At 62.5% G+C, this 24,662-nt stretch carries 23 protein-coding genes; 5 read left to right on the top strand and 18 right to left on the bottom strand.

Annotated elements, in window-relative coordinates; all coding sequences use genetic code 11:
• The first annotated feature begins 66 nt into the window (after nt 1-66).
• The 4 genes from AB4O16_RS05525 (at nt 67) to AB4O16_RS05510 (ending at nt 5,854) form a co-directional block, all read left to right on the top strand.
• The gene (locus tag AB4O16_RS05525) at nt 67-1,512 is read left to right on the top strand and encodes a sensor histidine kinase (protein WP_460157241.1); all 1,446 of its coding nucleotides are present in this window, start codon (nt 67-69) and stop codon (nt 1,510-1,512) included.
• Between the two features lie 264 nt (nt 1,513-1,776).
• A complete protein-coding gene (locus tag AB4O16_RS05520) occupies nt 1,777-2,856 on the top strand; it encodes an SCO family protein (RefSeq protein ID WP_460157240.1) in 1,080 nt (359 codons plus the stop codon).
• A gap of 102 nt (nt 2,857-2,958) precedes the next feature.
• A complete protein-coding gene (locus AB4O16_RS05515) occupies nt 2,959-4,452 on the top strand; it encodes a sensor histidine kinase (protein ID WP_160388990.1) in 1,494 nt (497 codons plus the stop codon).
• Nucleotides 4,421-5,854 (top strand): sigma-54-dependent transcriptional regulator, encoded by a 1,434-nt coding sequence (locus AB4O16_RS05510; RefSeq protein WP_460157239.1) that lies wholly within the window; start codon nt 4,421-4,423, stop codon nt 5,852-5,854. The genes AB4O16_RS05515 and AB4O16_RS05510 overlap by 32 nt, the downstream gene beginning before the upstream one ends.
• Nucleotides 5,855-5,872: 18 nt before the next feature.
• Here AB4O16_RS05510 and AB4O16_RS05505 read toward each other — a convergent pair whose 3' ends face one another.
• Nucleotides 5,873-6,250 (bottom strand): hypothetical protein, encoded by a 378-nt coding sequence (locus AB4O16_RS05505; RefSeq protein ID WP_160388992.1) that lies wholly within the window; start codon nt 6,248-6,250, stop codon nt 5,873-5,875.
• A 171-nt stretch (nt 6,251-6,421) separates the two neighbouring features.
• Between AB4O16_RS05505 and AB4O16_RS05500 the strand changes: the two genes are divergently transcribed.
• Entirely contained in the window at nt 6,422-7,234 is an 813-nt protein-coding gene (locus tag AB4O16_RS05500; RefSeq protein WP_460157238.1) for a class I SAM-dependent methyltransferase, read from the top strand.
• A gap of 14 nt (nt 7,235-7,248) precedes the next feature.
• Here the strand turns inward: AB4O16_RS05500 and AB4O16_RS05495 are convergent, their stop codons facing one another.
• The 17 genes from AB4O16_RS05495 to AB4O16_RS05415 form a co-directional block, all read right to left on the bottom strand.
• The gene (locus AB4O16_RS05495) at nt 7,249-7,557 is read right to left on the bottom strand and encodes an addiction module antidote protein (protein WP_460157237.1); all 309 of its coding nucleotides are present in this window, start codon (nt 7,555-7,557) and stop codon (nt 7,249-7,251) included.
• 2 nt (nt 7,558-7,559) lie between these two features.
• Nucleotides 7,560-7,853 carry a type II toxin-antitoxin system RelE/ParE family toxin gene (locus AB4O16_RS05490; protein ID WP_460157236.1) on the bottom strand — a complete coding sequence of 98 codons (294 nt, stop codon included), beginning with the start codon at nt 7,851-7,853 and terminating at the stop codon, nt 7,560-7,562.
• Between the two features lie 210 nt (nt 7,854-8,063).
• Complete coding sequence (locus AB4O16_RS05485) at nt 8,064-8,762, bottom strand: GNAT family N-acetyltransferase (RefSeq protein ID WP_160388994.1); 699 nt, start codon at nt 8,760-8,762, stop codon at nt 8,064-8,066.
• A gap of 306 nt (nt 8,763-9,068) precedes the next feature.
• The gene (locus tag AB4O16_RS05480; protein ID WP_160388995.1) at nt 9,069-9,863 is read right to left on the bottom strand and encodes a ChbG/HpnK family deacetylase; all 795 of its coding nucleotides are present in this window, start codon (nt 9,861-9,863) and stop codon (nt 9,069-9,071) included.
• Entirely contained in the window at nt 9,835-11,046 is a 1,212-nt protein-coding gene (locus tag AB4O16_RS05475) for a GNAT family N-acetyltransferase (protein ID WP_460157235.1), read from the bottom strand. Before AB4O16_RS05475 ends, AB4O16_RS05480 begins: the two co-directional genes overlap by 29 nt.
• A gap of 4 nt (nt 11,047-11,050) precedes the next feature.
• Nucleotides 11,051-11,740, bottom strand: a complete 690-nt coding sequence (locus AB4O16_RS05470) for an N-acetyltransferase (RefSeq protein WP_160388997.1) — start codon at nt 11,738-11,740, stop codon at nt 11,051-11,053.
• Nucleotides 11,741-11,827: 87 nt separating this feature from the next.
• Entirely contained in the window at nt 11,828-13,747 is a 1,920-nt protein-coding gene (locus AB4O16_RS05465; RefSeq protein ID WP_460157234.1) for a hypothetical protein, read from the bottom strand.
• The gene (locus tag AB4O16_RS05460; protein WP_160388999.1) at nt 13,744-15,048 is read right to left on the bottom strand and encodes a lipopolysaccharide biosynthesis protein; all 1,305 of its coding nucleotides are present in this window, start codon (nt 15,046-15,048) and stop codon (nt 13,744-13,746) included. Before AB4O16_RS05460 ends, AB4O16_RS05465 begins: the two co-directional genes overlap by 4 nt.
• Complete coding sequence (locus tag AB4O16_RS05455) at nt 15,045-16,046, bottom strand: polysaccharide deacetylase family protein (protein ID WP_460157233.1); 1,002 nt, start codon at nt 16,044-16,046, stop codon at nt 15,045-15,047. Before AB4O16_RS05455 ends, AB4O16_RS05460 begins: the two co-directional genes overlap by 4 nt.
• Before the next feature lie 12 nt (nt 16,047-16,058).
• The gene (locus AB4O16_RS05450) at nt 16,059-17,195 is read right to left on the bottom strand and encodes a glycosyltransferase (RefSeq protein WP_460157232.1); all 1,137 of its coding nucleotides are present in this window, start codon (nt 17,193-17,195) and stop codon (nt 16,059-16,061) included.
• Complete coding sequence (locus AB4O16_RS05445) at nt 17,188-18,156, bottom strand: glycosyltransferase family 2 protein (protein WP_460157231.1); 969 nt, start codon at nt 18,154-18,156, stop codon at nt 17,188-17,190. Before AB4O16_RS05445 ends, AB4O16_RS05450 begins: the two co-directional genes overlap by 8 nt.
• Nucleotides 18,153-19,520 carry an O-antigen ligase family protein gene (locus AB4O16_RS05440; protein ID WP_460157230.1) on the bottom strand — a complete coding sequence of 456 codons (1,368 nt, stop codon included), beginning with the start codon at nt 19,518-19,520 and terminating at the stop codon, nt 18,153-18,155. Before AB4O16_RS05440 ends, AB4O16_RS05445 begins: the two co-directional genes overlap by 4 nt.
• Complete coding sequence (locus AB4O16_RS05435; protein ID WP_460157229.1) at nt 19,517-20,611, bottom strand: glycosyltransferase family 4 protein; 1,095 nt, start codon at nt 20,609-20,611, stop codon at nt 19,517-19,519. Before AB4O16_RS05435 ends, AB4O16_RS05440 begins: the two co-directional genes overlap by 4 nt.
• Nucleotides 20,608-22,200 carry a GumC family protein gene (locus AB4O16_RS05430; protein ID WP_460157228.1) on the bottom strand — a complete coding sequence of 531 codons (1,593 nt, stop codon included), beginning with the start codon at nt 22,198-22,200 and terminating at the stop codon, nt 20,608-20,610. The genes AB4O16_RS05435 and AB4O16_RS05430 overlap by 4 nt, the downstream gene beginning before the upstream one ends.
• Nucleotides 22,201-22,216: 16 nt before the next feature.
• Nucleotides 22,217-23,245 (bottom strand): polysaccharide biosynthesis/export family protein, encoded by a 1,029-nt coding sequence (locus tag AB4O16_RS05425; RefSeq protein ID WP_460157227.1) that lies wholly within the window; start codon nt 23,243-23,245, stop codon nt 22,217-22,219.
• A 22-nt stretch (nt 23,246-23,267) separates the two neighbouring features.
• Nucleotides 23,268-23,915 (bottom strand): CpsD/CapB family tyrosine-protein kinase, encoded by a 648-nt coding sequence (locus AB4O16_RS05420; protein WP_160389007.1) that lies wholly within the window; start codon nt 23,913-23,915, stop codon nt 23,268-23,270.
• Nucleotides 23,916-24,662: a sugar transferase gene (locus AB4O16_RS05415; RefSeq protein WP_150718881.1), complete on the bottom strand. Its 747-nt coding sequence runs from the start codon at nt 24,660-24,662 to the stop codon at nt 23,916-23,918.

The raw sequence follows: 24,662 nt of genomic DNA, 5'->3' as shown, positions 1-24,662 counted from the left end.
CCCCAGATTCGGGCAAACGGCCATGAGTGGGCTATAAACCTATAGGGGGTAACCGGGAACGTGTTCATGACCACGATCGCAAAAGTGTTTGCGAACAAAAGCGAGGTCCGCTTGAAAGCGCGCAAGCAGCCGTTCGATCTGCTGCGCTGGTTTTCGCTGATCAGCATGGCGGTGATCGGCACGGTGGCAGTGGCGCTGGGGGCGGTGTCCACGCGGTTCGTGATTACCGAAAGCGTGCAGCGCGATGCGCTGTTGACCTCACAATTCGTTCAGGCGATCGCCTCCGCCGAGGTGCGCCATGTGTCGATTCCCCACGTGCGGACCATGGGCGAGTTGCTCGACCCGCGAACGGACAGGGACTTTACTGACGTCGACCCGCTGGCCCGCGCCAGTGCCCGTGGTGAGTTCCTCGACCATATCGAAAATCTGCCTGACGTGATCCTCGCCAATATCTATGCCCCCGACCGCATGGTGATCTGGTCGACCAATCCGTCCCTGATGGGTACCACTATTCGTGACGATGAAGACCTCGAGCGGGCATTCCACTCGAAGACTTCCGTGTCGACCGGTTATCACGATGTGGACAAGGCCCGCAAGGAACAGAAGTTCGTGGTGCCCCCCAAATACCTCTTCATCGAAAATTACATTCCCCTGTTCGGCGCCGATGGCAAGACCGTCACGGCGATGGTCGAGATCTACAAGGAACCGCAGGACCTTATCAACCGCATGGAGCGCGGCCTGGTGCTGATCTGGCTGGCGACCGCCCTGGGTGGCGGCCTGATTTACCTGGGCCTGTACTGGATCGTGCGGCGAGCGGCGAACCTGCTGGCGGAGCAGCAGCAGCAATTGATCACCAACGAAACCTTCGTCGCACTGGGGGAGATGTCCTCGGCGGTCGCCCACAGTCTGCGCAATCCGCTGGCGAACATCCGTTCAAGCGCCGAGCTGGCGATAGAGTTCGACGACGGACCGGCGCACGGCAACATCAACAACATCATCGGTCAGGTCGATCGCATGTCCAATTGGGTACGCGAGTTGCTGCAGTCCCTGCGACCGCTCAATGACGAGGCTGAACCGGTGAACCTGGTGGCGGCACTGCATGACAGCCTGCTGGCTTACGAGCAGCAGATCGCCAAGGCCAGGGTCAACGTGGTGTTCGAGTATGACCAGACGCCCATGGTCCTGAGCCAGCACGTGCAACTGACGCAGATCCTCAACAGCCTGCTGTCCAACGCGGTGGAAGCCATGGACAGGGGCGGTACGCTGACCATCCGCATCGAGCCGCGCGAGGCCCAGCGTGTCAGCGTGACGGTGAGCGATACCGGCATAGGCATGAACGAAGAACAGCGCACCATGGCCTTCCGGCCGTTCTTCACCACCAAGCAGGGCGGGCTGGGCGTCGGCCTGGTGCTGGTCAAGCGGATCATGGAGCGATTTGGCGGTGTGGTCACCCTCGATAGCCGTGAAGGCGAGGGCACCACGGTCCGCCTGGCGTTTATGCTGGTCCCCTGAAAACGGGGATGAACTATCCCCATTATTGGGGAAATCCCGGCCAAATACCCACCCTTGTATCCCATTGATGTTGATAAGCCATTGTTTTATCGATAGTTAATACTTTGTATAAAACAGTTCCAAAACTGGCGAGTTCCTTGCAGTCCCCCCATCACCCCCTTCACGACATCGAGGCGGCAGGTGATGGAAAGAAGCGCGCGGTGCAAATTCAAGCGTTCAACACCGGATGAAAAACTGCATTCACCACGCTCACGAGCATTGGGCATGCACCTGGTGCTGATGCTGGTGACCGGTCTGCTGACCAGCCAGCTGCTGGTCGCGAGCCAGCCGTTGTCGACACCCGCAACTGTTCCGGCAGTCGAGCCCGGATCGACACCCGATACGGCGGTCGTTGAAGACGTCACCCCGTGGGGGGGCGACTACTTCCCCAACACCCTGCTGACCGACCAGGACGGCCGGCAGATGCGTTTTTTCGATGACATGATCAAAGGCAAGGTGGTGGTGATCAACTTCATCTTCACCTCGTGCAGCGACTCCTGCCCCCTGGAAACCGCGCGTATGCGCCAGGTGCAGAAACTGCTGGGGGACAGGGTCGGCAAGGACATTTTTTTCTACTCCATCAGCATCGACCCCTTGAGCGATACCCCTGAGGTGCTCAAGGCCTATGCACAACGCTTCCAGGTCGGGCCGGGCTGGAAATTCCTCACCGGGGAATTCGCCGACGTCACCGAACTGCGCAAGAAACTGGGGCTGTTCATCGAAGGTGTCGATAACGGCCGCAGCAAGGACCACAACCTGAGCCTGATCGTCGGCAACCAGGCAACGGGCCGCTGGATGAAAGCCTCACCGTTCGAAAACCCGTGGATCCTCGCCGACCAACTGGCCAATACCCTGCAGAACTGGAAACAGCCCAGCGTCGAGGAAAGCTACGTCAATGCACCGCAAATCCGCCCGCCAAGCAATGGCGAAGAGCTGTTCCGCACCCGCTGCGCGTCGTGCCACAGCCTTGGCCCGCTGGACGGACAGGGCATCGGTTTGCGCAGCATCGGCCCGGACCTGATCGGCGTGACCCGCCAGCGCGATCCACAGTGGCTCAACCGCTGGATCCGCGAGCCGGATCGCATGCTCGCGGAAAAGGACCCGATCGCGATGGAACTGTTTGAACGCTACAACAGGATTTCGATGCCCAACCTGCGCCTGGATACGAAATCCGCGCAATCCATCATCGACTTCCTGCAGGAAGAAACCGACCGTCAGCATCCACCGGTGGCGCCGTTGGTCAGCGGTAACGACGAGCCCGAACATCATCACGCAGTCGGGCAACCGGCCTTGCCGGTGCAATAGTGTCGAAATAGTTACGTGGGCCAGCCAATTGCTATCAATGTTACCTACACTGACGTGATACATGGCTGCAAAGGCTGGATTCAAGGACTCAGGACAGACCCCATGCAGATACTGGAACAACAAAAAGTACCTGCGCCGGCAGCTCCGGCAGCAATGCGCAAGGGTTGGCAGCCACAGTTCAATTTGCTGCGCTGGTTCTCCCTGGCCAGTTTTTTCATCATTGCCGTGGTGGCGTTGGGGCTGGGTTACATTTCCACGCGCTTTGTAGTCGATGAAAGCATCGAGCGCGATTCGATGCTCACCGCGCAGTTCATTCAAGCCATAGGCGAGGCCGAAATCCGTCATGCGGCGATTTCGCCAGGCAGAACCATGGGCGAAATGCTCGACCCGCGCCTGGATCATGCCTATGCCGACGTCAGCCCCGAATCCCGGGCCGCCGCGCGCGCCGAGTTTCTCGACCATGTCGAACATCTGCCGGACATCCTGCTGGCGACCGTGTATGCCCAGGACCGCACCGTGGTCTGGTCGACCAACGCCGAGTTGATCGGCGTGCGCATCAAGGACGACGAGGAACTGGATGAATCCTTCGAAATGAAATCGCCGGTCTCCACCAGCTACCACGAGATCGATGAGGAGCGTCCCGAGCAGCGCCTGCTGCACGAACCGGAATACCTGTTCGTCGAGAACTACATTCCGATGTTCAGCGCCGACAAAAGCAAAGTGATTGCCATGGTGGAGATCTACAAGGAGCCGGTGGACCTGGTGGGGCGCATCCAGCGTGGCTTCAAGGCGATCTGGCTGGCGACCCTGATTGGCGGGGCGGCGATCTACCTGGGGCTGTTCTGGATCGTGCGGCGTGCGGCGATACTCTTGCAAAGCCAGCAAAAACAGCTGATCGCCAACGAAACCTTCGTCGCCCTGGGGGAAATGTCCTCGGCGGTCGCCCACAGTCTGCGCAATCCGCTGGCCAATATCCGCTCCAGCGCCGAACTGGCCCAGGACATCGCCAGCCAGCCGGCCCAGAAAAACATTGGCGACATCATCAATCAGGTCGATCGCATGTCGCGCTGGGTCCGTGAATTGCTGGTGTCGTTGCGGCCGATGAATGACGATTTTGAAACGGTCGACCTGGTGCTCGCCATCGAAGACACCTTGAGTGCCTTCGAGTCCCTGATCAAACGCTCGAACGTCGAAGTGAGCTTCTCTCCCGCCAGCGTGCCACCGGTCGTCAGCCACCAGGTGCTACTGACGCAAATACTCAATAGCCTGTTTGCTAACGCACTGGAAGCCATGCCCAAGGGCGGCACGCTGACGATCGAGATCGACTCCTCGGTGCCCGGCTACCTGACCATGCTCCTGACCGACACCGGCAAGGGCATGTCCAAGCAGCAGCAACAAATGGTCTTCAAGCCGTTTTTCACCACCAAGCAAGGCGGTTTGGGCGTGGGGCTGGCCCTGGTCAAAAGAATAATGGAGCGTTTTGACGGCTCGGTCGAACTGACCAGCCGGGAGCAGGAAGGAACCCGCGTGTGTCTCAATTTCAAAGTGGCAACGGGAGGGGTATATGGAGCACAGCATTCTGCTGGTCGAGGATGACGAGATCCTCGCCGAGAATATTCAGACTTACCTGGAGCGCAAGGACTTCGAGGTGACCGTCTGCCACTCGGCTGAAGACGCACTGGAGCAATTGGGTTCTTTCGCTCCGGACGTGGTACTGACCGACAACTCGTTGCCGGGCATGAGTGGTCACGACCTGATCCAGAAGTTGCGTGTGAGCGCACCGGATCTGAAAGTGATCATGATGACCGGCTACGGCAATGTCGAAGACGCCGTGGTGGCGATGAAAGAGGGCGCCTTTCACTACGTCACCAAACCCGTGGCCCTGCCAGAGCTCAAGCTGTTGCTGGACAAGGCCCTGGCGACCGACCGCATGGAGCGCACGCTGAACTTTTACCAGGAGCGCGAGGCCCAGAAGTCGGGGATTCAGGCGCTGATTGGCGAGTCGGCACCGATGATGTACCTCAAGGGCACCATCAGCCAGTTGCTCGACGCCGAACGGCGGATGGCCAACAGCGATCTGCCGCCGGTCCTGGTGGAAGGCGAGACCGGCACCGGCAAGGAACTGGTGGCCCGCGCCCTGCATTTCGACGGTCCGCGCAGCAAGGGCCCGTTCATTGAATTCAACTGCGCTTCGATCCCGTCCAACCTGGTGGAGTCGGAACTGTTCGGCCACGAGAAGGGCGCCTTCACCGACGCCAAGGACCGTCGCATGGGGCTGGTGGAAGCGGCCGATGGCGGCACGCTGTTCCTCGATGAAATCGGTGAAATGGACCTGCTGTTGCAAGCCAAGCTGCTCAAGCTGCTGGAAGACCGGACCATCCGCCGGGTCGGTTCGGTGAAGGAGCGCAAGGTCGATCTGCGGGTGATCAGCGCCACTAACTGCAATCTCGAACAGATGGTCCAGCAGGGCAAGTTCCGCCGCGACCTGTTTTTCCGCCTGCGCATCATTTCGATCAAGGTGCCGCGCCTGTATGCCCGTGGCGCCGACATCCTGCTGCTGGCCCGGCATTTCCTGGCGACCCACGGCAAACGTTATGGCAAGCCGAACCTGTACTTCAGCAACCAGGCCGAAGAATTGCTGCTCAGCTACAGCTGGCCGGGCAACGTGCGCGAATTGCGCAACATGCTCGAGCAAACCGTGTTGCTGGCGCAAAGCGACACCATCGCCGCCAACCAGTTGAACGTCTGCCTGAGCCTGGTGGATGAGCCACCGATGTTTCATCAGGAGCCGCAACATTTCAGCGAGCAGCGTCCGACCTACAACGGCAGCGAATCGATGAACCTGCCGGAAGTGGAGCGCGACATGGTGCGCAAGATGCTCGACAAGACCGACTGGAACGTCACCAAATCGGCACGCCTGCTGGGTCTGAGCCGTGACATGTTGCGCTACCGGATCGAAAAACTCGGCCTCGCCCGTCCGGACAAACGCCAGTGGTAAGGGTGTTTTCAATCAGTCTCACTGCAACACCGGGCCTTCCCTCAGGCAGGACAGCATGCAACCGGGATTCTCGACTTCCTGGTTCACGTACACGCCACGCTCCGCATCGTAGGAGCGGATAAACACCCGGACCGTGGCGTCGGCCACGGTCGGCAGGCGCGAGTCGGAGAACACGTGCGCACTTGAAACCGGAATGAAGTCCCCGGGTGCGGTCGGGATGTACGAACCCGGCGGCACAGTGCTCATGGACTGTGGCACCGGGTGGGCGAAGGGTTGGTCGGCGCCGTAGTAGTTGAATTCACTGCTGTAGTTGGTGGTGGGCATGTCGTCGGCATGGACGACAGCGGTCGCGCTCAGGCTGACGGCGAGCACAAGCATCAGGTCGGTTTTTTTCATGGCAGCACCTGCGAAATCGGTTTAACCACATGTCCCCAAGGTCATTAACTATAGCTGCGGCCGCGGGCAGCCGTCGGCGCTGCGCGGATTACAACTTCGCAACAGCTGCCAGAACAAGCTTGATCTAGACTCCGGTCGGTCAAATCGACCACCCGAACCCTGGAGCGAGCAATGGAACTGCCGACAAAAGAACAAGCCATCGCCAGTAACCGCGAGGCCTGGAATGACTCCGCCCGTCATCACAAGGACTCCAGGGAATGGCAAGCCTTGCTGGAGGGCGTGGCACAGGCGGATTTTTCCTGCCTGGATGACACCCTGACCGACTTGCTGACCCGGACCGGTGTCGACGCCAAGGACGTGCTGCAACTGTGTTGCAACAACGGCCGCGAAAGCCTGTCGCTGTTCGCCCTGGGCGCGCGCAGCGTGGTGGGCGTCGACCAGTCCGGCGCATTCCTCGAACAGGCGCGGGAACTGGCGTCGCGTTCGCCCCATGCGCCGCAATTCATCGAAGCGGACGTTCATCACTTGCCTGCGCAACTGCAGGAGCGCTTCGACCTGGCGCTGATCACCATCGGGGTGCTGAACTGGATGCCGGACATCGGCGAATTCTTCCGCCATGCGGCGCGCACGCTGAAACCGGGTGGCGCGCTGGTGGTGTACGAAACCCACCCGTACCTGGAAATGTTCGACCCCGAGGCCGCCGATCCCTTTCGCCCGGCCAGTTCATATTTTCGCCGCGAACCCTTCGTGCAGCACGAGCCGATCGTCTACGAAGGCAAGATCGAACAGCCGGCCGCGCCGTCCTACTGGTTCGCCCACACCCTGGGCGACCTCTTCAGCGCCGCCCTGGCGGCAGGCCTGCAGATCCGCCACTTCCAGGAATACCCGCACTCCAACCGCGAAGAACTGTATGACCGCTATCAACAGCAAGTGGCGCAGTTGCCGTTGTGTTTTACGTGGGTGGTGGTGAAGCCCGCGACATAGAGCGAAGAAGCAAATCAGACATTTGAATGATTGACGGTGTGCCCTGGCTGCGCGCAGAGATCTATACCCAAGGCATGTATCACCTTCAGCACCGTATCGAAACGTGGTTTTGCTCCTGGCGCGAAGGCTTTGTACAGGCTTTCGCGTCCCATTCCCGAGTCTTTGGCTATCTGTGTCATGCCACGGGCTTTCACCACATAGCCGATAGCGCGAAGAAACTCCTCATTGTCACCGTCTGCCAGCACCTGAGACAGGTACTCGCTAATGGCTTCATCACTGTCGAGCAGGGCTGCCATGTCGAAATTCGTCAAAGTCTGGCTCATGGTCAAACTTCCTTTGCCATTTTTTTTGCTCGTTGGATATCGGCGGTTTGAGTTGACTTGTCACCTCCGGCTAGCAGGACAATGACGACACCACCTCGCATCGTGAAGTAAACCCGGTATCCGGCACCCACGTCCACGCGCATTTCAGAAACACCATCACCGACAGGCTTGTTATCGCCGAGATTACCCGCAGATGCGCGGTCAATACGACGAGCGATAGCGACCTTGGCTCGCAAGTCGCGAACTGAGGCGTGCCATGCTGCGAAAGTAGCGGTTTGCTGGATAAGATAATTCATTACTCGAGTGTATCCAAGTGGATACAGATGAGCAGTCAGACAATTCCGTGATCAGATGGTTTTTTCTGAAGAGTATGTAGGCGACGCCTTCGTCGGAACGCCGCCCGGAGCAAGCCCGCTCCCACACTCGAATTGTGAACGACACAGATCAAATGTGGGAGCGAGCTTGCTCGCGATGGGCGCGACGCGGTCTTGCGGATTCCCCCGGGATCAAGCCTCCGCCTGCGTCGCCGCCGTCACCACCGGCCGCCCCGGTTTGCGCAGCGGGTCCAGGCGGGAGCCGCTGTAGCGGGTTTCGCGGAAGAAGCGCCAGCGGCCGAACAGGCCGTAGACATGGGTGACGCGACCCTGTTCCTGGTAGCCCATGCGAATGTGCAGTTTCAGCGCCGGGATGTTGTGGGTCTCGCAGACGTCCACCACCTTGTTGCAGCCTTGCAGCGCCATGGTCTCCCAGAGAGCCACCTGGACATCCACCGACAGGCGGGTGCCGAAGTAGGCGCGGGTCATTTCGCCGCCGAACTCGAAGAATTCGCCTTCCTTGACCGGGAACATGCAGCCGTAATAGTGGCGATCGTAATAGTCCCGGGTGCTGGCCCAGATGAACCCGATCGCATGGCCTTCTTCATCCAGGTACATGTGCCCGGTGTGACCTTCGGCCGCGAGCTCGGCCATGGTCCCGACGCGGTCGCCGAAGTTCTTCGCGAATGCGCTGGCGTTCTCCGGGGTGATGGTCACCTGGCGCACGGGAGAGTAGGGCCGCAGTTTGTGCGGCGGCACCGGGCTGACCAGGTCGCGCTCCATCCACAGCAACTCCCAATGGAAGAACACGTAGCGTTTCCACAGGGTACCGAACGTGCGACCCAGGCCCTTGCGCTTGATGTGTTCTTGAAGCTTGTCGAGTACGCTCATGAAGCCCTCCTTTGTCGAGGATTGATGGTGCGTGATGAAGGTATTGATGGGTATAGATCACCGATGGCCAGTGCATTGCCATCTCCTTGCCAGCATTATGTTTCAAGTTGTGTATCAGTCTTGACACAATTTTCAGGCGTCAAAAAGCTGCTCGTCCCGAACCCATTCGGGAGGAAAACAGCCGATTGAAAGGTGCATTACCTGTGGGAGCGAGCCTGCTCGCGAAGGCGGTGGTTCAGTCAACAAAGATGTTGAATGTACCGGCCTCTTCGCGAGCAGGCTCGCTCCCACAGGGGGATTGCGGTGTTACTCCAGGACTGCCTGTGCGCGGTGAAGCGCGCCTTCGCCAGCGGCGCTATAGGCCACCCGCGGCACCCCCGGCAAACGCTGTTCGAGCAACGCACTCAAGGATTCTCCCGGCTCCAGGTAGGCATCGCCGAAGTCGGCGCCGAGCTGGTTCGGGTGGGCGACGATTTCCAGCAGTCCGTCGGCGGGTGGCTCGGCGTTGCGCAGGTCCACCGGGGTGCACACGTAGTCGGCGGTGGCGCCGGCCAGGTTGCTCAGGCGGCGGTTGAACAGGACTTTGAACACGCGCTTGGGCAGGCTGAGGTTTTGCCCCAGGTTGCGCGCCAGGCGCACCGGCACCCCCTGGCGGGCGGCGAAGCGCGCGACGATCTCGCCGATCGGCCAGATGTTGTGCACGTGTTGATGGGAGTCCAGGTGACTGGGGCGCAAACCGTTGTCCAGGCAACGCTGCCACTGGGCTTCGAGTTCTTCGAGCACGGCGTGGCGATCCCGTCGGCCGAGCCAGAGGCGGGTGCGGGACAGGTTGAGGTCGAACGCCCCGGCACCGTCGCAAAAGATCGGGCGCTGCGCAATGCTCTGGCTCAGCGGACGGCCGTAGGTGAGGTTGAAGTGCAGGCCGATGCGGCCTTCGAGCAACGGGTGCCGGGCCAGCACGCAGGCCGCTTCGAACGCCGGCATGTTGGCCATGGCGGTGGCGGAGCTGATGAGCCCCGCCTGGAATGCGCCGAGGATCACCGCGTTTTCACAGGCACTGAGGCCGAAGTCGTCAGCGTTGACTATCACTTGCCGAGGCATGGTCACCCTCCTTGAATTTTTCCGTAGACGCCGGTGTTTTGGCCGCGGGTGTCGCGACGGGCGCCGGGGTTTCGACTGCGGCCGCCGCGCGCCGGGCGCGCCATTGCTGCAATCGGGGTTTGACGCGTTGCCAGACCCGCAAGGCCAGCCCCAGCACCAGTCCGCCAGGGCGCCAGGAGTAAAAACTCCAGCGCCAGTGCTCCAGTTGTCCGCTCATGCGTTCGTGCAGTTGATGGCTGGAGTTTTCCAGGCTGACCCGAGACGCATCGATCCACTGCCAGTTGTCTTCCAGGCCCCAGCGAATCCACTCCTCGAGCAGCACCCGGCCACTGCCCAGGTCGGCATATTGCGGCAGGAATGCCAGGTTGTAGTCGTACAGCCGACCCTGTTCCAGCAAACCAAGACGATAGCTGATGCAGCGCCCCTCCAGTTCCAGCACCACCACACGCACCAGGCCGCGAGCCGCCAGGGCGCTGAAGGCACGGTCCATCCACTGGCGATGATGCGCATCGGAAAAGATCCCGACGCCTTCATCGCCTTTCCAGCTTACCGCTTCGACTTCACTGATTTCCTGCAACAGCGGGCCCATGGTCAAGGCGTCGGGAATAATCCGGCGTACCTGGGCGCCACAGGCGGCGATGCGTTTGCGGGCGCGGCGCAGTTTGTAGCGCGGGTCGCCAGAGACTTCCTGATGGTCGGCCTCGCTGATCAGGTGCACCGGCACTCGACAGCTGAGGCGCTGTTCGGCGGTCGAACTCAGTGCCTGCCAGGGTGCCAGGGCCTGGGCCGTGGCACCGGCCAGTTCGTTGAGTTGCAGCATGGCATGGGGCAGGCGCTGGCGGATCTGCGTCAGCGCCTTGCTGAAAGAGTCGCCGTCCAGCCTCGTCATAAGCGCGAGGCGGTCGGCGAGGGGATAGCCCAAATGATGCAGGACCCGAAATGGCACACGCGCAAAGCGCTCCACGGACGCCATCAGCGGCAGGCACAGCGCCAGTTCGTCACCCTGCCAGGCGAGCAGCACGTGCAGATGCTCGCCGGGTTTGAGTGCCTGTTCCGATGCACACAGCCAGGCCAGGGTGTTGAACGGCGTGTGGTCCGTCACGCGCTGGCGCAACGCTTCGTAAGCCGCTGCGGGAAAGTCGTGGGTGCACAGCGAAGTGCGCCACTCGAATCGTATCGTCATGGGATCACGTCGCCTCGGCAGTGGCAGGTTCACGCACCGGTTTGCGCAGGGTTGCCAGGCGCGAGCCGGTGTAGCGTGTTTCGCGGAAGAAGCGCCAGCGGCCAAACAGTTCGTAGACGTTCATGATGCGTCCCTGTTCGTCGTAGCCGGTGCGTATGTGCAGCTTGAGCGCGGGGATGTTGTGCCACTCGCACACGTCCACCACCTTGTTGCAGCCTTGGGCATGCATGGCTTTCCACAGCTCGGTCTGCAGGTCCATCGACAGCTTGGTGCCCCAGTAGGGCCTGGCCAGTTCGCCACCGAACTCGAAGAATTCCCCTGGCTTCACCGGGAACCAGCAGCCGTAGTAGTGCTTGTCGTGATAGTTGCGCGCGGCCCCCCAGATGAACGCCACCGCGTCACCCTTGTCGTCCAGGTGCATTTGCCCGGTGTAGCCCTCGCGGGCCAGTTCCGCCATGGTCTCGACCCGGTCACCGAAGTGGCGGGTGAAGGCCACGGCGTTCTCGGGGGTAATGCGCACGACCCGCAGCGGCGAGTAGGCCTTGAGCTTGTGCGGTGGTACCGGGCTGACCAGGTCACGCTCCATCCACAGTAGCTCCTGGTGGGAAAACACGTAGTGCTTCCAGACTTTTTTCAAGGTGGCGCTCAGGCCCCTTTGTTTGATGTGTTCGCTGAGTTTTTTGATTGCACTCATGTTGTTGGCTCCTGACGGGTTTGCCCGTAAGTGGAGTGATTCCTGCGTGCGGCGAAATGCCTACACGGCCAAACACAAGAGGGGCGGTCATGAGGCGATCCAGCTGAGGGCGAACAGGGTTTGCCCGGGCAGCTCGAAGCTCACGCGACCGTCCCGACAGTCGAAGGGTGCGTCGCGGCTGCGGTTGTCGGCGCCGAAATAACGCAGGGAACCCTTGCCCAGCGGGCAGGTCGCGCCATTGAGGTCGACTCGCTGCAAGCGCGTGCCCTTGTTCACCCCCAGCAGCGTGCGCTTCTGGTCGTCGGCCATGGCCAGCACGTCGACTTCGAAGGCATCGTTGTCCAGGCGCAGCACGTTGTGCAGCCAGTGCTGGCGGATGAACTGCTGGGCCAGGCCGACGGGTTTGAGTTCGAAATGATTGTCGCCGAGCACCCGCAGCATGCCTTTGGGGTACTCGGGCTCGTCGGCCGCCTGGAACCAGCCAAGCATGTCGAGCAGGCCGTCCTGCGACGCATTGATCACCACCGAGGCCCACCACAATGACGCGTAGTGGGTTTCCTGATCGTAAGGGCTGAGGCTGGCACCGCTGGACATGTTGGTCTGGTCGAGCAACAGCGCCTTGCGTGGCCGGCCCCGGGCATCGAGCCCCACCAGTTCGGCCGCGCGGCGCACGCTATCGCGATAGACGCGGGTGGCGAGCAGGTCGCGGATCATCCATTCGTGCCAGGCCAGGGCGTCGATCTGCTCGCTGTTGTCCTTGAGCAGGCGCCGCGCCCAGTCGATGCCGCGCCGCTCGCCGGCGTTGTCGGACAGTGGACCGTTGACGAACCGCGAACTGGCCGGGATGACGATGCGCACGCCGGCCCTGGCGTTGTCCGGGTTGCTGCGCACCTGCCGGGCCATGCTGCTGAACACGCTCTGGAAACTGGCGTAGTCCGGGTAGTTGAGGTTCGGTTCGTCGGCAAATCCGATGTAGTGCGTGCCCTTGCCGCCGAGGGCGCGGGTCGCGGCCAGCCAGGCCTCGAGCCCGCCATTGCTGGTGCTGTCGGCACGCAGTTCGGCCTGGCGTTGGCTGCCGGCCAACAGGGTGATGTCCTGGGTGATGCCGAACCGTTCCTGGTACAGACGCCGGAACGCATCTTCGTAGTGCGGCCGCGTGGCCATGATGTCGACGAGGCTGTAGTAAGTCGCCGCCTGGGGCTTGAGCGCATCGAGCACGGCAAAGCTCGAAGGCGGGGGCAGCACGTAGGGCAGGGCGATGCCCAGGTTCGGTGTAGTGCCGAGCAGTTCCTTGTGCAGGGTCAACCGGGTCCGGCCATCGTCCTCGCCCAGTGGCTTGAGCTGTTGCGGATTCTGCGCGAACAGGTTGGCCGTGCCGTCGAGCCAGAACGCCGCCTTGCCGCTGCCTTGCAGGCGCAGGCGCCAGACCTGATCGCTGGCGGCGACCGGCAGTTCGACCTTGTCGAATTGCCAGTAGGCACGGTAGGGCTTGAGAGCCAGCGTCAGTTGCTTGCCGTCCCCCACGCGCTGGGCTTGCAAGGTGCCGACGCCGTCGTGGAACTTGCCGGCGAGCACCGCGTGTTCCCCGGCCGCGACCTTGAAATACAGCTCATCACCATCACGGGTTTCCGCGCTGAAATGCACCTTGGCCGGGGCGAACAGCGCCACCGTCCGTTCGTCGTGTTCCACGCGGTAGCGGCGGAAGCTGTAGCCCGGAATCTCCAGGCGATAAGGGCTGGCACCCGGTGCCAGTGACCAGCTCTGGTTGCCCTGGGTCTCGGCGGCGGCGATCGTCCGTTCGCCCGCAAGCTTGCCCTGGCCATCGAGCAGGTACAGGTGCTCTTCGTTGGCACCGGCCTGCCACGCCGGCACCCATTGCACGGTCAGGGTGTCGGGGCGATCGGTTTGCAGGTACAGGCTGCCGTCGCGGATATCGGCCCAGCGCATCGGCCCGGCGTACGCGTCGACGCTCAGGCCAAGGCCCATCAGCAGGGCGAAATACTTCATGCCGACTTCCGTTGCAGGACCAGCAGCATCGGCGCGATGTCGCTGGGCAGGATGATCAGGGTTTGCCAGAACGGCACCCGGCTCAGGCGGCAATACATCACCAGCAGGGCGACCGTCACCGCCAGGTAGGCGATGGACGAGGCCGCCGCCGCGCCGACGATGCCATAGGCCGGGATCAGCACCAGGTTCAGCGCCAGGTTGAGCAAGGCACCGAGGCCCATCAACAGGGAAATCGAACCGGGACGATCCTTGCCCAGCAAGTCCAGGCGCAGGATGCTCGCGTAGCACAACCCGAGCAGGCCCGGCAGCAGCGCGAGCAACGCCGGATAGGCCGGTTGGTAGGCCACGCCGAACAGGGTGACGATCAGCCATTCACCGATCAGCGCCATGCACAAGCAGGCGCCGAGCATCACCGTGGCGGTCAGGCGCAAGGCCAATGGCGTGACTTTTTCGATGCCTTCTTCCTGTTGCAGCAGGCGTTTCATCAGCGGCGTGGTCACCGCTTCCGGAACGATCAGCAGCAACTCGGCGGCGGCGCTGGCCATGGCGTAGTGACCCAGCGCAGTGCTGCCGAGCAGGGCGCCGATGAACAGGTAGTCGGAGCGCAGGATCACTTGCTGGAACAGCAGGTCCGGATGGCTGCGGGCGCTGTAGCGCAGCAGTTCGTTCTGGCTGGCGCGGTCCCATTGCAGGGTCAGCGGCTGGTTGCGCTTGAGCCACAGCCAACCGACCAGCACCACCAGGCTGATGCCCGCCAGCCAACTGATCAGCGCCGCTTCCAGCGCCGCGCTTTGCCACATCCAGAACAGGGCGAGGAACAGCAGCAGCGGCGCCAGCGATTCGATCAGGCGCAAGGCATTGAAGGCGACGACGCCGCCCGAGGCGTTGTGCAGGGTCAGCAAACCGCTTTTGAGCACGGTCAGCGGCACCGCCAGCAGCAACAGCCAGGCGAGCAAGCCCAGTTGCGTGGTGATGTCCAGTTCACTGCCGAATTCGCGGGTCAGCGCCACCACCAGCAAGGTCAGCATCGCCGCCAGCAGGCAACCGAACACCAGCACCTGGCTGAGCAGCAGGCCCATCGGTCGTTGCTTGGCCGCCTGATAGCCCACCGCCGAATTCAAGCCGCCGCTGGTGGCGGCGCTGATCAGGTCGGGCAGGGTGCTGAGCAAGGCAAACAAACCGCGTTCGCTGGGGCCGAGAATCCGCGCCAGCAACACGTTGCGCAGCAAGCGCAGGGCGATCATCGCCAGCTTGGTGCCCATGCTCAGGGCCAGGTGCTTGAGGTAGTTGCTGCGGCTCATGGACGTGCCCCACGGTAGATGCGCCACGACAACAACTCGGGATTGCGCGCGGTACGCTGGCTGACGCCGAAGCGTGGCAGGGCCAGCGGATCTTCGGCCCCTCGATAAATGCCGGTGCCGGTGCCCAGGGCAAACGGGAAATCATGCCGGGCGACCTGTTGGCGCACCCGCGCATCGTTGTCGCCATTGGGGTAGCAGTAGACCGGCAACGGTCGGTTGCAGCCGTGCAGCAGTGCGTCGCGGCTGCGGCTCAGTTCTTCGTCCAGGCGTTGATCGTCAAGACCGGTGAGGATGGCGTGGCTGGCACCGTGGGGACCGAAGCGCACCAGGCCGGACGCTTCGAGCGTGCGTACCTGCTGCCAGTCCAGCGCCTGGGGCAACGACTCCTGCGGGCATTCGTCGGTCAGGTGATTGAGGTCTTGCGGCGCCAGGGTTTTCAGGCCCTGTAGAAAGTTCAGCAATGCCAGGCTACGGCGTTGCTCGTCGGGGTCATCGCAGAGTGTCGGCAACTGGCGCCCGAGGTGCTGCAAGCGTTCGATCAAATGCCGGCGTGCCTGTTCGCCATGGCTGTTCCACAAGGTTTCGCCGATGCTTTCCCACCAGAACCGCTGGCGGCTGCCGATGAAATCGGTGGACAGGAAAATGCTCGCCGGCACCTGGTATTTCTGCAGCAGCGGGAAGGCATTCACGGCGTTGTCGCGCCAGCCGTCGTCGAAGGTCAGCGCCACTTTCGGCCGCTCCGAGCGCGATGCGCCGGGTTGCAGAATGTCCATCAGCGGCACGCAGTCGAAGTGTTTTTTCAACCACACCAGCAGATGTTCAAAGGCTTTTGGCCCCACGCACAGTTCATTGCGGTGGGGCAGTGCGGCGGCCTGGTCGCTGGCCAGCACCCGGTGCAGCATCAGGATCACCCCGGCGCCGTGCAGTTGATTGCGCCCCACCGGGGAGTTGAGGTACAGCCAGCCACTGGTGCGTTTTAACAGTTGCTTGATCGCCATGGCACGCGCCTCTCATCGATTTTGCTCGGGGTTCCATTGGGCGTAACGCTGGCCGCGCAGGAACTGCCACAGACCGATGCTCATCCCGGCGAGGGTCACCAGAAGGAACGCGGCGAGGCGAAAGGGTTTGGGCAAGCGGTGTTGCGAATCCAGCAGGCCGGCAATGGCCACCGTGTAACCGAGCAGTTGCGCGATCAGGCTCAGGCGATAAAAGTCGTGTTCGCCCCACAGCCAGAAATTGCTCAGCAGCAACGGCAGCAACAGGACCGGCGCCAGTCGCCGGATCAGCTTGTGGCTGATCAAGGCAAGCGCATACAGGCCGTGGGTCAGCGGATTGAGCAGCTCGCGGCGCTGGGCCAGGCTTTGCAGGCCGCCCACGGTGACACGCTGGCGGCGGCGGAACTGTTTGTCGGCTTCGTCCACGCCCTGGTCGATCACCCTAGCCTCTGGCACGTAGACAATCTTCTTGAACGCGACCGGCGCGCAGGTGCTGATAAAGAAGTCGTCGTTGACCTCCGCCGGCACGTTCTGGAACAGCTCGCGGCGCAGCGCGAGCAGGGCACCGTCGGCGGAAACCATGCAGCCGGTGCGATTTTCCACGTAGCGCAGCCAGCCTTCGTAGTGCCGATACAGGCTGTCACCGATGCTCAGGCCCTTGCCGGTCACCGGGATCACCATGTGCCCGGCGCAGCCACCGACTTGCGGGTCGTTGAGCGGCGCGAGCAGGTGGCCGAGGGTGTCGGTGGACCATTGGTTGTCGGCGTCGGTGAACACCAGGATTTCGCCGCTGCTGATCGCGACCCCGGCATTGAGCGTTGCCGCTTTCCCCTGGCGGGGCAGGTCGAGCACGCTGATGCGCGGGTCTTCGACCTTGCGTGCGCAGGCCACGGTGTCGTCGGTCGAGCCGTCGCTGGCGAGGATGATGTGCAGCGAGCGGGCCTGGTAATCCTGGGCCAGCACGGTGCGCAATTTTTCTTCGATATGCCGCGCCTCGTTGTGTGCGGCAATCACGATGCTCACGTCCATGGGCTGTGCCGGTGCATGGCGCGGTGCCGGGTACAGCGGCGCCAGCAACGTCAACAGCAGGGGATAGCCGAGGTAGGCGTAAACCGGCAGCAACAGGCACAACCAGAAAATGAATTCAGCCACGGGCGGGCCTCCTGGCATTCCAATGACAAAGACTGAGGATGAACGCGGCGCCCGCCAGGTGCAGGCGCACCCAGTGCAGGCCCCAGAGTTGCAGGGTCAGCAGCGTATCGTGGTGTTTGGCGCTCTGGCGCAGGCTCAGGCCCAGGGCAGGCAGGACGGTCAGCAGCAGCATCAGCGCCGCATGGTGGGGGAAACCGTCGAGCAGGGCGGAAAGGGCCATGAAGTCGATCACCCAGGCGGCAATCGACAGCAGCGGAAAACGCAGCAGCCGCAGGCTCGGGCCATGGGTGCGCAGCAGTTGCAGATGACTGCCCTGGCGCCACAATTCCTTGCCCATCCATTCCCGCCAACTGCCTTCGTAGCCCCAGTGCAGCGCCACGCTCTGGTTGACCGAAAGCAGCTTGGCGCCGGCGTCGGCCAGGCGCATGGTCAGTTCCTTGTCCTCTCCGGTGCGCAGCTGTTCATTGAAACCACCGACCTTGTCGAACCAGCGCCGGCGCATCAGCAGGTTGGAACTGGGCAGCCATTGCACGACATGCGGCGACTGGGTGTCGGGGCGCAAGGTACGACGCTGCCAGGCATCGGCGTACCACGGCGCTTCGGCCGGGGTGTGCAGGTCAAGGCCGATGACATCGGCCTGGCCGCCGGACTCGAGGTCCGGCAGCAGCGTGAACCAGTTCTCGGGCATCTCGATGTCGGCATCGATGAAGGCCAGCCATTCACCGGTGGCGAGCGCTGCGCCGCGATTGCGCAACGCGCCGATGAGCAGGCCGGGCAGCACCAGCACCTGGGCGCCGAACTGCCGGGCAATCTGCGGGCCCTGATCGTCGGAGCCGTTGTCGACCACGATCAACTCGCATTCGACATTGGCCGCATCGGCGGCATGTTGTGCCGCGAACAGGGTCCGGGCGATGTGCCGGGCCTCGTTGTACATAGGGATGACGATACTGATTCGGTTCATGCCCTGACCTCTTTGTGCGGGGCTTCTTCGGCTCTCATGCGCAACACGCAGGTCATTGCGAGCATGATCCACAGGTACTTGTGGTTCGGCGCGCTGAGGAACATCAGGAACAGGGTCAACGACAGGAAGCTCATGCCCAGGTGGGTCATCACGTCGGCCTGCGCTCCATCCCCGCGTAACAGCCAGGCGCGGCGGGCGCGCAGCAGGTTGTACAGCCCCAGTGCCAGCATGCCGACGAACATCAGGCCGGCGGGAATCCCCAGTTCACTGAAAATTTCCAGGTAGGTGTTGTGGGCGCGCCGGTACAGGTCCGCGGTCTCGCCCTTGATGGAAAAGGCCTTGGCGTAACCGGTGATGGCGTAGTGCAGCGGGAACGTGCCCGGGCCGGTGCCGAGCAACGGGTTCTCGGCGATCATGCCGCTGCCGACCACGATGTAGGAGGCGCGACGGCCCAGGGACGGGTCCTGGCTCTTCGCTCCGGAGCTGAGAATGCTCAGCGACTGGATGCGCTCCACGTAGCCGGCCGGCATCGCATAGAGTGCCAGCGGGATCACGATCGCCAGGCCGAGCATGGCAAAGCCCAGGTGGCGTGGACGAATGCGCGGCAACTGCGCACGGTAATGCCAGGCGCCGATCAACAGGCTGAGGAACAACACCACCAGCCCCGAACGGGATTCGGTCTTGGTCATGCCGCCCAGCAGCAGGAGGGTGCAGCCGCCCCAGAACAACCGGTGCAACAGGTTCGGGCTGCGCACCACCAGCAACAGCGCCATGGGTACGGCGAAGGCGATCATCAGGGCAAAATTGTTCGGGTCCTTGAGCAGCCCGGAGGCGCGGCCGGCGTCCTGGTATTTGGTGGAGAACATCGCCATGGCGCAGGTCACCGCGACACTGATGGCGACCAGTCGGGCGAACATGTCGAGATTCAACTCACGCGCCACCAGCAGGGTGATGACAAACAGAATCAGGCCGACGCTCAATTCGCGCAGGTGGCCCAGGGAAATGCCCATGTCGTCGGTGTTCAACAGGCTGAGCAGGTACAGCAGCATGAAACCGACCAGCAAGTGCCAGATATTGCTGCGCAGGCGCTCGGCCGGCAGTTGGCGAATCGCCAGTTGAAGCATCAGGATCAGCGCCAGTGAGGCCCCGAGGAACTTGGAGCCCGAAAACGCGTTGTCCTTGAACAGACCCTCGAACGGCACGATGGCGACAATCCCCAACAGGCCCCAGGTCGGCCTGCGGTACAGCACCGCGACACCCACCAGGCCGAGCACCGCTCCCGGCGCCAGAAACGGATAAGGGCTGGCCAGCAAACCGAGGCAGACCAGGCCGAGCAAACTGACGATCGAGAGTGGAAAGATCACGCGCGTGCCTCCCGTGCGGTCCGGATATACAGCTGCGACCAGCGTTCGGCCAAAGCCTTGAGGTCGTAGCGATCGCGTTGCGTACGTTTTGCGTTGTCGACCAAATAGCCGGCCAGGGCCGGGTCACGCAGCAGCGTGCCGATCTGGCGGGCGAGGGCGGCGCTGTCGGTGGGCGCGGCGAGCAGGCCGTTGTGGCGGTCCTGCAAGACATCGGGAATCCCGCCGACGCCGAAGGCCACCACCGGCACCCCGGCCTGCATCGCTTCGAGCAGGATCATCGGCGTGCCTTCGGTGCGCGAGCTGATCACCAGCGCATCGAGTTGTCGCCACCAGGCGCGCATGTCGGTCTGGTAGCCGGGCAGGGCGATGCGCGCCTGCAACCCGGCCGCGTCGATGCGCGCCTGCAGGCTTTCGCGCTCCGGTCCGTCGCCGAGCATCACCGCATCCAGTTGCGGGTACTGCCGGCACAACGGGATCAGTGCATCGAGAAACAGGTCAGGCCCCTTTTCGCTGCTCAGGCGCCCGACGTAGCCGGCCAGAAAACGTTGACGTGCGCCGCTGTGCGGCAGCAGGTCGTTGGCTGCCGGCAGGCCGTTGGGGATCACCTGCAATTTGTCCGTGCTCACGTTGGCCTGGCGGTGCAGCGCCGCGATGCTTTCGGCGACGCACACCACCCGATCCACCGAAGCCGTGCGGCACAACTGCAGGCTCAGCCAGGTGTAGAACTTCTGCTTGCGGCTGCGCGGGGTGAAGCCGTGTTGGGTGATCACCAGCGGCAGGCGCAACAGCGTGGCGCCCACCCAGCCGAACAACAGGCCCTTGAAGTTGTGCGTATTGATCAGTGGCCGCTGGTCCCGGCGTTGGCGCAAGTGCCCGAGCAACGCACCCAGGCCCGCGCATCCCAGGCAATCGACGCCGGCCTCGCGAAAACGCGCGATCAGCGCTGGCGGCGCATCGAGAAACAGCACCTGGTGCTGCCCCGGCGTCGCCAGGCAATGATCCAGCAGCATCCGCTCGGCCCCATAGAAGCCGCCGCTGCTGAGCAAATGAATGATCGGCAGGTCGCGCGGGGTGCCGAGCGCCGCGTTCAATTGCGCACCCAATGCACGAGGGCAGGAACGCTCCAGTTGCGGTGCGGATTGTTCGGCAGGGTGTTTTGATCGTTGATCACCAGCAGCACCGGCAAGCCCAGTTCATGGGTGATTTGCGCAGGGTGCTTGAAGCGGTGATCGAAGAACTCACGCACGTAGACCAGGGCAATCGCCAGCAGCAGACCGGTGAACAGCCCGAACGGAATGATCAGCATCGGTTTGGGAAACGCCGCTTCGGTCGGTTCGAACGGCGGGCTGAGCACCCGGGCGTTGGACAGGTCGTTGTCGAGTGCGCGCGCGGTGCTGCTTTCGGCGAAGCGCTGGGCATAGGTGGAGAACGCCGCATGCAGCGCGTCGATCTCGGTGTCCATCTGCCGCAGCTTGCTCTGGGTTTCCTGCAACTGGTGGATGCGGTTCTTGAACTCGGCGATGCGCGCGGTTTTCTGGTCGATGACCGAACCGATCGTCGCCAGGTCGCTGGTGCGCTCCTGGATCCGGTTGCTGACGATCTTCAAAAATTGCCCACGGGTCCGGGTGATTTGCTCGCGAGCCAGCAGCATCGGTTCACTGCCGGGCTGAAAGATCGCCAGGTCGCTCATGTAGCGGCTCACCAGGGTGGTCAGTTGCTCACCCAGTTGCTTGATCTCGCGGTCTTCGAAAGCGACGTTGTCGACCGTGGTGGTGAAGGTGTAGGGGAAGGTGTAGTCATTGAACCTGGCGTTGTTGGCGGTCGCCAGGCTGGTTTTCAGGTAGTCGAGCCAGCGCTGGCTTTGCAGCAGCCGGTCCTGATACAGGTTGAGCGCCTGCTCCTCGGTGTTGATCGCGTTGAGGCGGAAGGTGATCTCTTCCTTGGGGTCGGACGAGCCGATGCTTTCGAGCAAGGCCAGGCGATTGGCTTCCAGGCCGTTGAGTCGCACCTGGTATTGCAGCTTCTTGGTTTCGTAGAAGCTCTGCGGCAGGTCGATCGATTGCATTTCCTGGCGGCTGACCAGGTAGTTCTGCAGCAGGGCCGCGACGAATTTGGTGCCTTGCGCCGGGTCAGGAAAGCTGTAGACGATCGAGATCACGTTGGAGCCCGGCAAGGTTTCCACCTTGAGGGCGTCGGCCGCTTCCTGCGTGAGCACATCGAGCACGGTGTCGCGCACCGGATCGGTCTGCAGCCCGAGCGTGTTGCGCAGCGGGTTGATCACGTGCTCGCGCACGGGGTTGACCACAAACTGTTTGAACGGTTGCACCAGCAGTTTGTTGAAGACGCTCACGGGCGGCGTGTACTCACCCTTTTCGCGCAACTGGCCGATGGTCTGACGAATCAACGCCGGGGAACGCAGGATGTTGCTTTCGGTCTCCATGTCCGCCAGCGACGGCGGAATGAAGGACGCGTTTTCCTGATTGAGGGTGCTGGTGGCATCCCCCTGGGAGATTTTCTTGGACTGCACGATCACCTGAGCGGTGATATCGAAGCTCTGCTTGAGCATCAGCGGCAAGACCACGGCGATCACTGCAAAGACCAGGAAGACTCGCTTCACCAACTGCTTGTTGGCGAAGAAGATCCTGAAGAACTCATGCAGGTAGTTTTCCTTTGGATTCATGGCGGTCACCTGTGAGTTAGTCATTGCTGTCTTTGTTGTCGACGCGGTAGCTGAAGCTCATGCCCACGCCCTGGAACAACACCACGTCGGCCAGTTGCCGGGCGAGTTCGCCGGCGCTGGCCAGTTTGGTCTTGGGCACGTACAGCATGTCGTCCGCTTGCAGGTAGGCGATCTGGGTGGCGTCGCCGGACAAGGCTTTTTCCACGTCGTAACGGTGCGCGACCACCTGATTGCCGTTGCGCCGCATGATCATCACCGAGTCCAGGCGGGCCTTGACGTTGGAACCCCGCGCCATTGTCAGGGCCTCGAGCACCGACACCGGACGGCGGATCGGGTAGGAACCCGGTTGGCCGACTTCACCCAGTACATAGATTTCGTTGCCGGCGGTGGACTTGAGCAGCACGTCCACGGTCATGCGCCCCGGCAGTTTGGCGTAGCGTTTATTGAGGAAGTCCTCCAACTGGTTGACGGTCATGCCTTGCAGCGGCACGGAACCGATTTCCGGGAAGCTGGCGTAGCCGTCGGTGCCCACGGTGATTTCCCGGCTCATGCCGGTGCCGGGGTGGTTGAGCACGGACTTGAGGTTCTGCTCATTGGTCAGCGGGGTCACCAGGATCACCGACAGCTGATTGCGGTTGGGCTGGAACAGCTGTTTGCGATCGTAGGCGCGTTGAATTTCCTCCCGTGCCTGATCGCGGGTCAGGCCTTCGATTTTCACCGTGGTGTTGGCGCCCGGCAGTTCGATGGTGCCGTCGGGCAGCACCAACTGGTTGCCGTTGAGCTGGCTGGCGGCGGTGAAATTCAGCGCGATCATGTCCCCGGACTGCACGCGATAGGCGTCCGAACCACTGGTGCTGATGTGGAAGATCACGTCCAGCACATCTTGCGGCCGCAAGGTCTGTTCGACCTTGGGCACGTCAGTGGCCTGGGCGTTGGCCGGCGGGGCCGTGAGGATCTGCACCGGCATGCTTTGCGATTGTTCGGTGGGCGTGCTGGAGCAACCTGCGAGGGGCAGCAACAGCAGGACAAGCATCTTGGCGTTCATGGCGTCATCCTTATCTGGTTGCTCACAGGTTTTTGTACAGCCACTTGGGCATGTAGTACTTGCGTCGGTTGAACACGCTGCCGACCAGTTTCGCGCCGGCCTGGCTCAGGCGCTGGGCCGCGGCCTGGGCCACTTCCCAGCGGGTGTCTTCGCAGCTCACGACCATGACCACGCCGTCCGCCTGGGTGCTGATGACCAGGGTGTCGGAATCCGAATACACCGCATCGCCGTCGATCACCACGAAGCGGTATTGGCTGACGAGCTGATCGAGCAGCGGGCTCAGGCGTTCGGGGGTCAGGTGTTCGTTGCCACGGGAATGGCGGCCGAACGGCAGGACGTGGAACGGCAGGCTGGACACGTTGACCACACAGTCCTGCAACAAGGGCGGGCTCTGGGTGTTGAACAACAAGTCGCGAAGCCCGCGTTCCCGGGTCAGCCCCAGCTGTTGCGTGAGGTTGGTCGCCGACTGGCTGGCATCCACCAGCAGCACCAGGCCGCTGCTCATCTGCGCCAGTTGACTGGCCAGCGCGAGGGCGCTGGTGGTGGTGCCTGCGCCGGGGTTGGCGGCGGTCAGGAACAGGATCCGCAGGTCCTGGTCCAGCACGGTCGATGTCAGGTTGGACTCGCTCGGGCTGGCAATGCTGAGACTTTTAGCAGTTGAACCGTCCATTTAACTCGCTCCGTGGCCGCTGAACACTTTGAAAGGGGTTTTCAACAGAATCTTCAAATCAAGCAGCAGGCTCTGTTGGGCGATGTAAGTCAGGTCCAGCTCGACGCGCTGGTCGAAGTCGATATTGCTGCGCCCGGAGATCTGCCACAGGCCGGTCATGCCGGGGTAGATGCTCAGGCGCGCGAGGTGGTTGTCCTTGTAGCGATAGGCGTTGAACGAAGTCGGCCGGGGCCCGACAAGACGCATGTCGCCGGTCACCACGTTGAACAGGTTCGGCAGCTCGTCGAGACTGGTGCGCCGCAGGAAGCCGCCGATACCGGTGATGCGCGGGTCCTTGTCGATCTTGAAATCGATGGCGTCGGCACCGTGCTTGTTCAGGTGCCGCAGGGACTCCTTGAGCTCTTCGGCGTTGGTGACCATGGTGCGGAACTTGTACATGCCGAACAGGCGGCCGCGGTAGCCGGTGCGCTTCTGCACGAACATCACCGGTCCCGGGCTGGTGCATTTGATGGCCAGTGCCAGGCCCAGCAGCACCGGCGCAATCAGCACCAGGATCGTCAGCGCACCGAGGCAGGCCAGCACGCGGTTGGTGCGCGACAGGGTCCACGATCGGCCACCGTCGCGACCGGTCAACCAGCCACGGCCTTGCATGTGAATGGCGGCGTCCATGCGCATGCGGTGCTCGGGGTCCATGCGCTTGTCCCTGCGCATTTTGTCCAGGGGCACACTTTTCTCATGTCCAGTCAT

This window comes from Pseudomonas sp. S2_H10 (assembly GCF_054668285.1).
This window is presented reverse-complemented; position numbering and strand designations above follow the sequence as displayed.

Excerpts from the sequence above, each read along its gene's own strand:
- AB4O16_RS05525 (WP_460157241.1), top strand. The coding sequence starts at position 67 with ATGACCACGATCGCAAAAGTGTTTGCGAACAAAAGCGAGGTCCGCTTG.
- AB4O16_RS05520 (WP_460157240.1), top strand. The coding sequence starts at position 1,777 with ATGCACCTGGTGCTGATGCTGGTGACCGGTCTGCTGACCAGCCAGCTG.
- AB4O16_RS05515 (WP_160388990.1), top strand. The coding sequence starts at position 2,959 with ATGCAGATACTGGAACAACAAAAAGTACCTGCGCCGGCAGCTCCGGCA.
- AB4O16_RS05510 (WP_460157239.1), top strand. The coding sequence starts at position 4,421 with ATGGAGCACAGCATTCTGCTGGTCGAGGATGACGAGATCCTCGCCGAG.
- AB4O16_RS05505 (WP_160388992.1), bottom strand. The coding sequence starts at position 6,250 with ATGAAAAAAACCGACCTGATGCTTGTGCTCGCCGTCAGCCTGAGCGCG.
- AB4O16_RS05500 (WP_460157238.1), top strand. The coding sequence starts at position 6,422 with ATGGAACTGCCGACAAAAGAACAAGCCATCGCCAGTAACCGCGAGGCC.
- AB4O16_RS05495 (WP_460157237.1), bottom strand. The coding sequence starts at position 7,557 with ATGAGCCAGACTTTGACGAATTTCGACATGGCAGCCCTGCTCGACAGT.
- AB4O16_RS05490 (WP_460157236.1), bottom strand. The coding sequence starts at position 7,853 with ATGAATTATCTTATCCAGCAAACCGCTACTTTCGCAGCATGGCACGCC.
- AB4O16_RS05485 (WP_160388994.1), bottom strand. The coding sequence starts at position 8,762 with ATGAGCGTACTCGACAAGCTTCAAGAACACATCAAGCGCAAGGGCCTG.
- AB4O16_RS05480 (WP_160388995.1), bottom strand. The coding sequence starts at position 9,863 with ATGCCTCGGCAAGTGATAGTCAACGCTGACGACTTCGGCCTCAGTGCC.
- AB4O16_RS05475 (WP_460157235.1), bottom strand. The coding sequence starts at position 11,046 with ATGACGATACGATTCGAGTGGCGCACTTCGCTGTGCACCCACGACTTT.
- AB4O16_RS05470 (WP_160388997.1), bottom strand. The coding sequence starts at position 11,740 with ATGAGTGCAATCAAAAAACTCAGCGAACACATCAAACAAAGGGGCCTG.
- AB4O16_RS05465 (WP_460157234.1), bottom strand. The coding sequence starts at position 13,747 with ATGAAGTATTTCGCCCTGCTGATGGGCCTTGGCCTGAGCGTCGACGCG.
- AB4O16_RS05460 (WP_160388999.1), bottom strand. The coding sequence starts at position 15,048 with ATGAGCCGCAGCAACTACCTCAAGCACCTGGCCCTGAGCATGGGCACC.
- AB4O16_RS05455 (WP_460157233.1), bottom strand. The coding sequence starts at position 16,046 with ATGGCGATCAAGCAACTGTTAAAACGCACCAGTGGCTGGCTGTACCTC.
- AB4O16_RS05445 (WP_460157231.1), bottom strand. The coding sequence starts at position 18,156 with ATGAACCGAATCAGTATCGTCATCCCTATGTACAACGAGGCCCGGCAC.
- AB4O16_RS05430 (WP_460157228.1), bottom strand. The coding sequence starts at position 22,200 with ATGAATCCAAAGGAAAACTACCTGCATGAGTTCTTCAGGATCTTCTTC.
- AB4O16_RS05425 (WP_460157227.1), bottom strand. The coding sequence starts at position 23,245 with ATGAACGCCAAGATGCTTGTCCTGCTGTTGCTGCCCCTCGCAGGTTGC.
- AB4O16_RS05420 (WP_160389007.1), bottom strand. The coding sequence starts at position 23,915 with ATGGACGGTTCAACTGCTAAAAGTCTCAGCATTGCCAGCCCGAGCGAG.
- AB4O16_RS05415 (WP_150718881.1), bottom strand. The coding sequence starts at position 24,662 with ATGACTGGACATGAGAAAAGTGTGCCCCTGGACAAAATGCGCAGGGAC.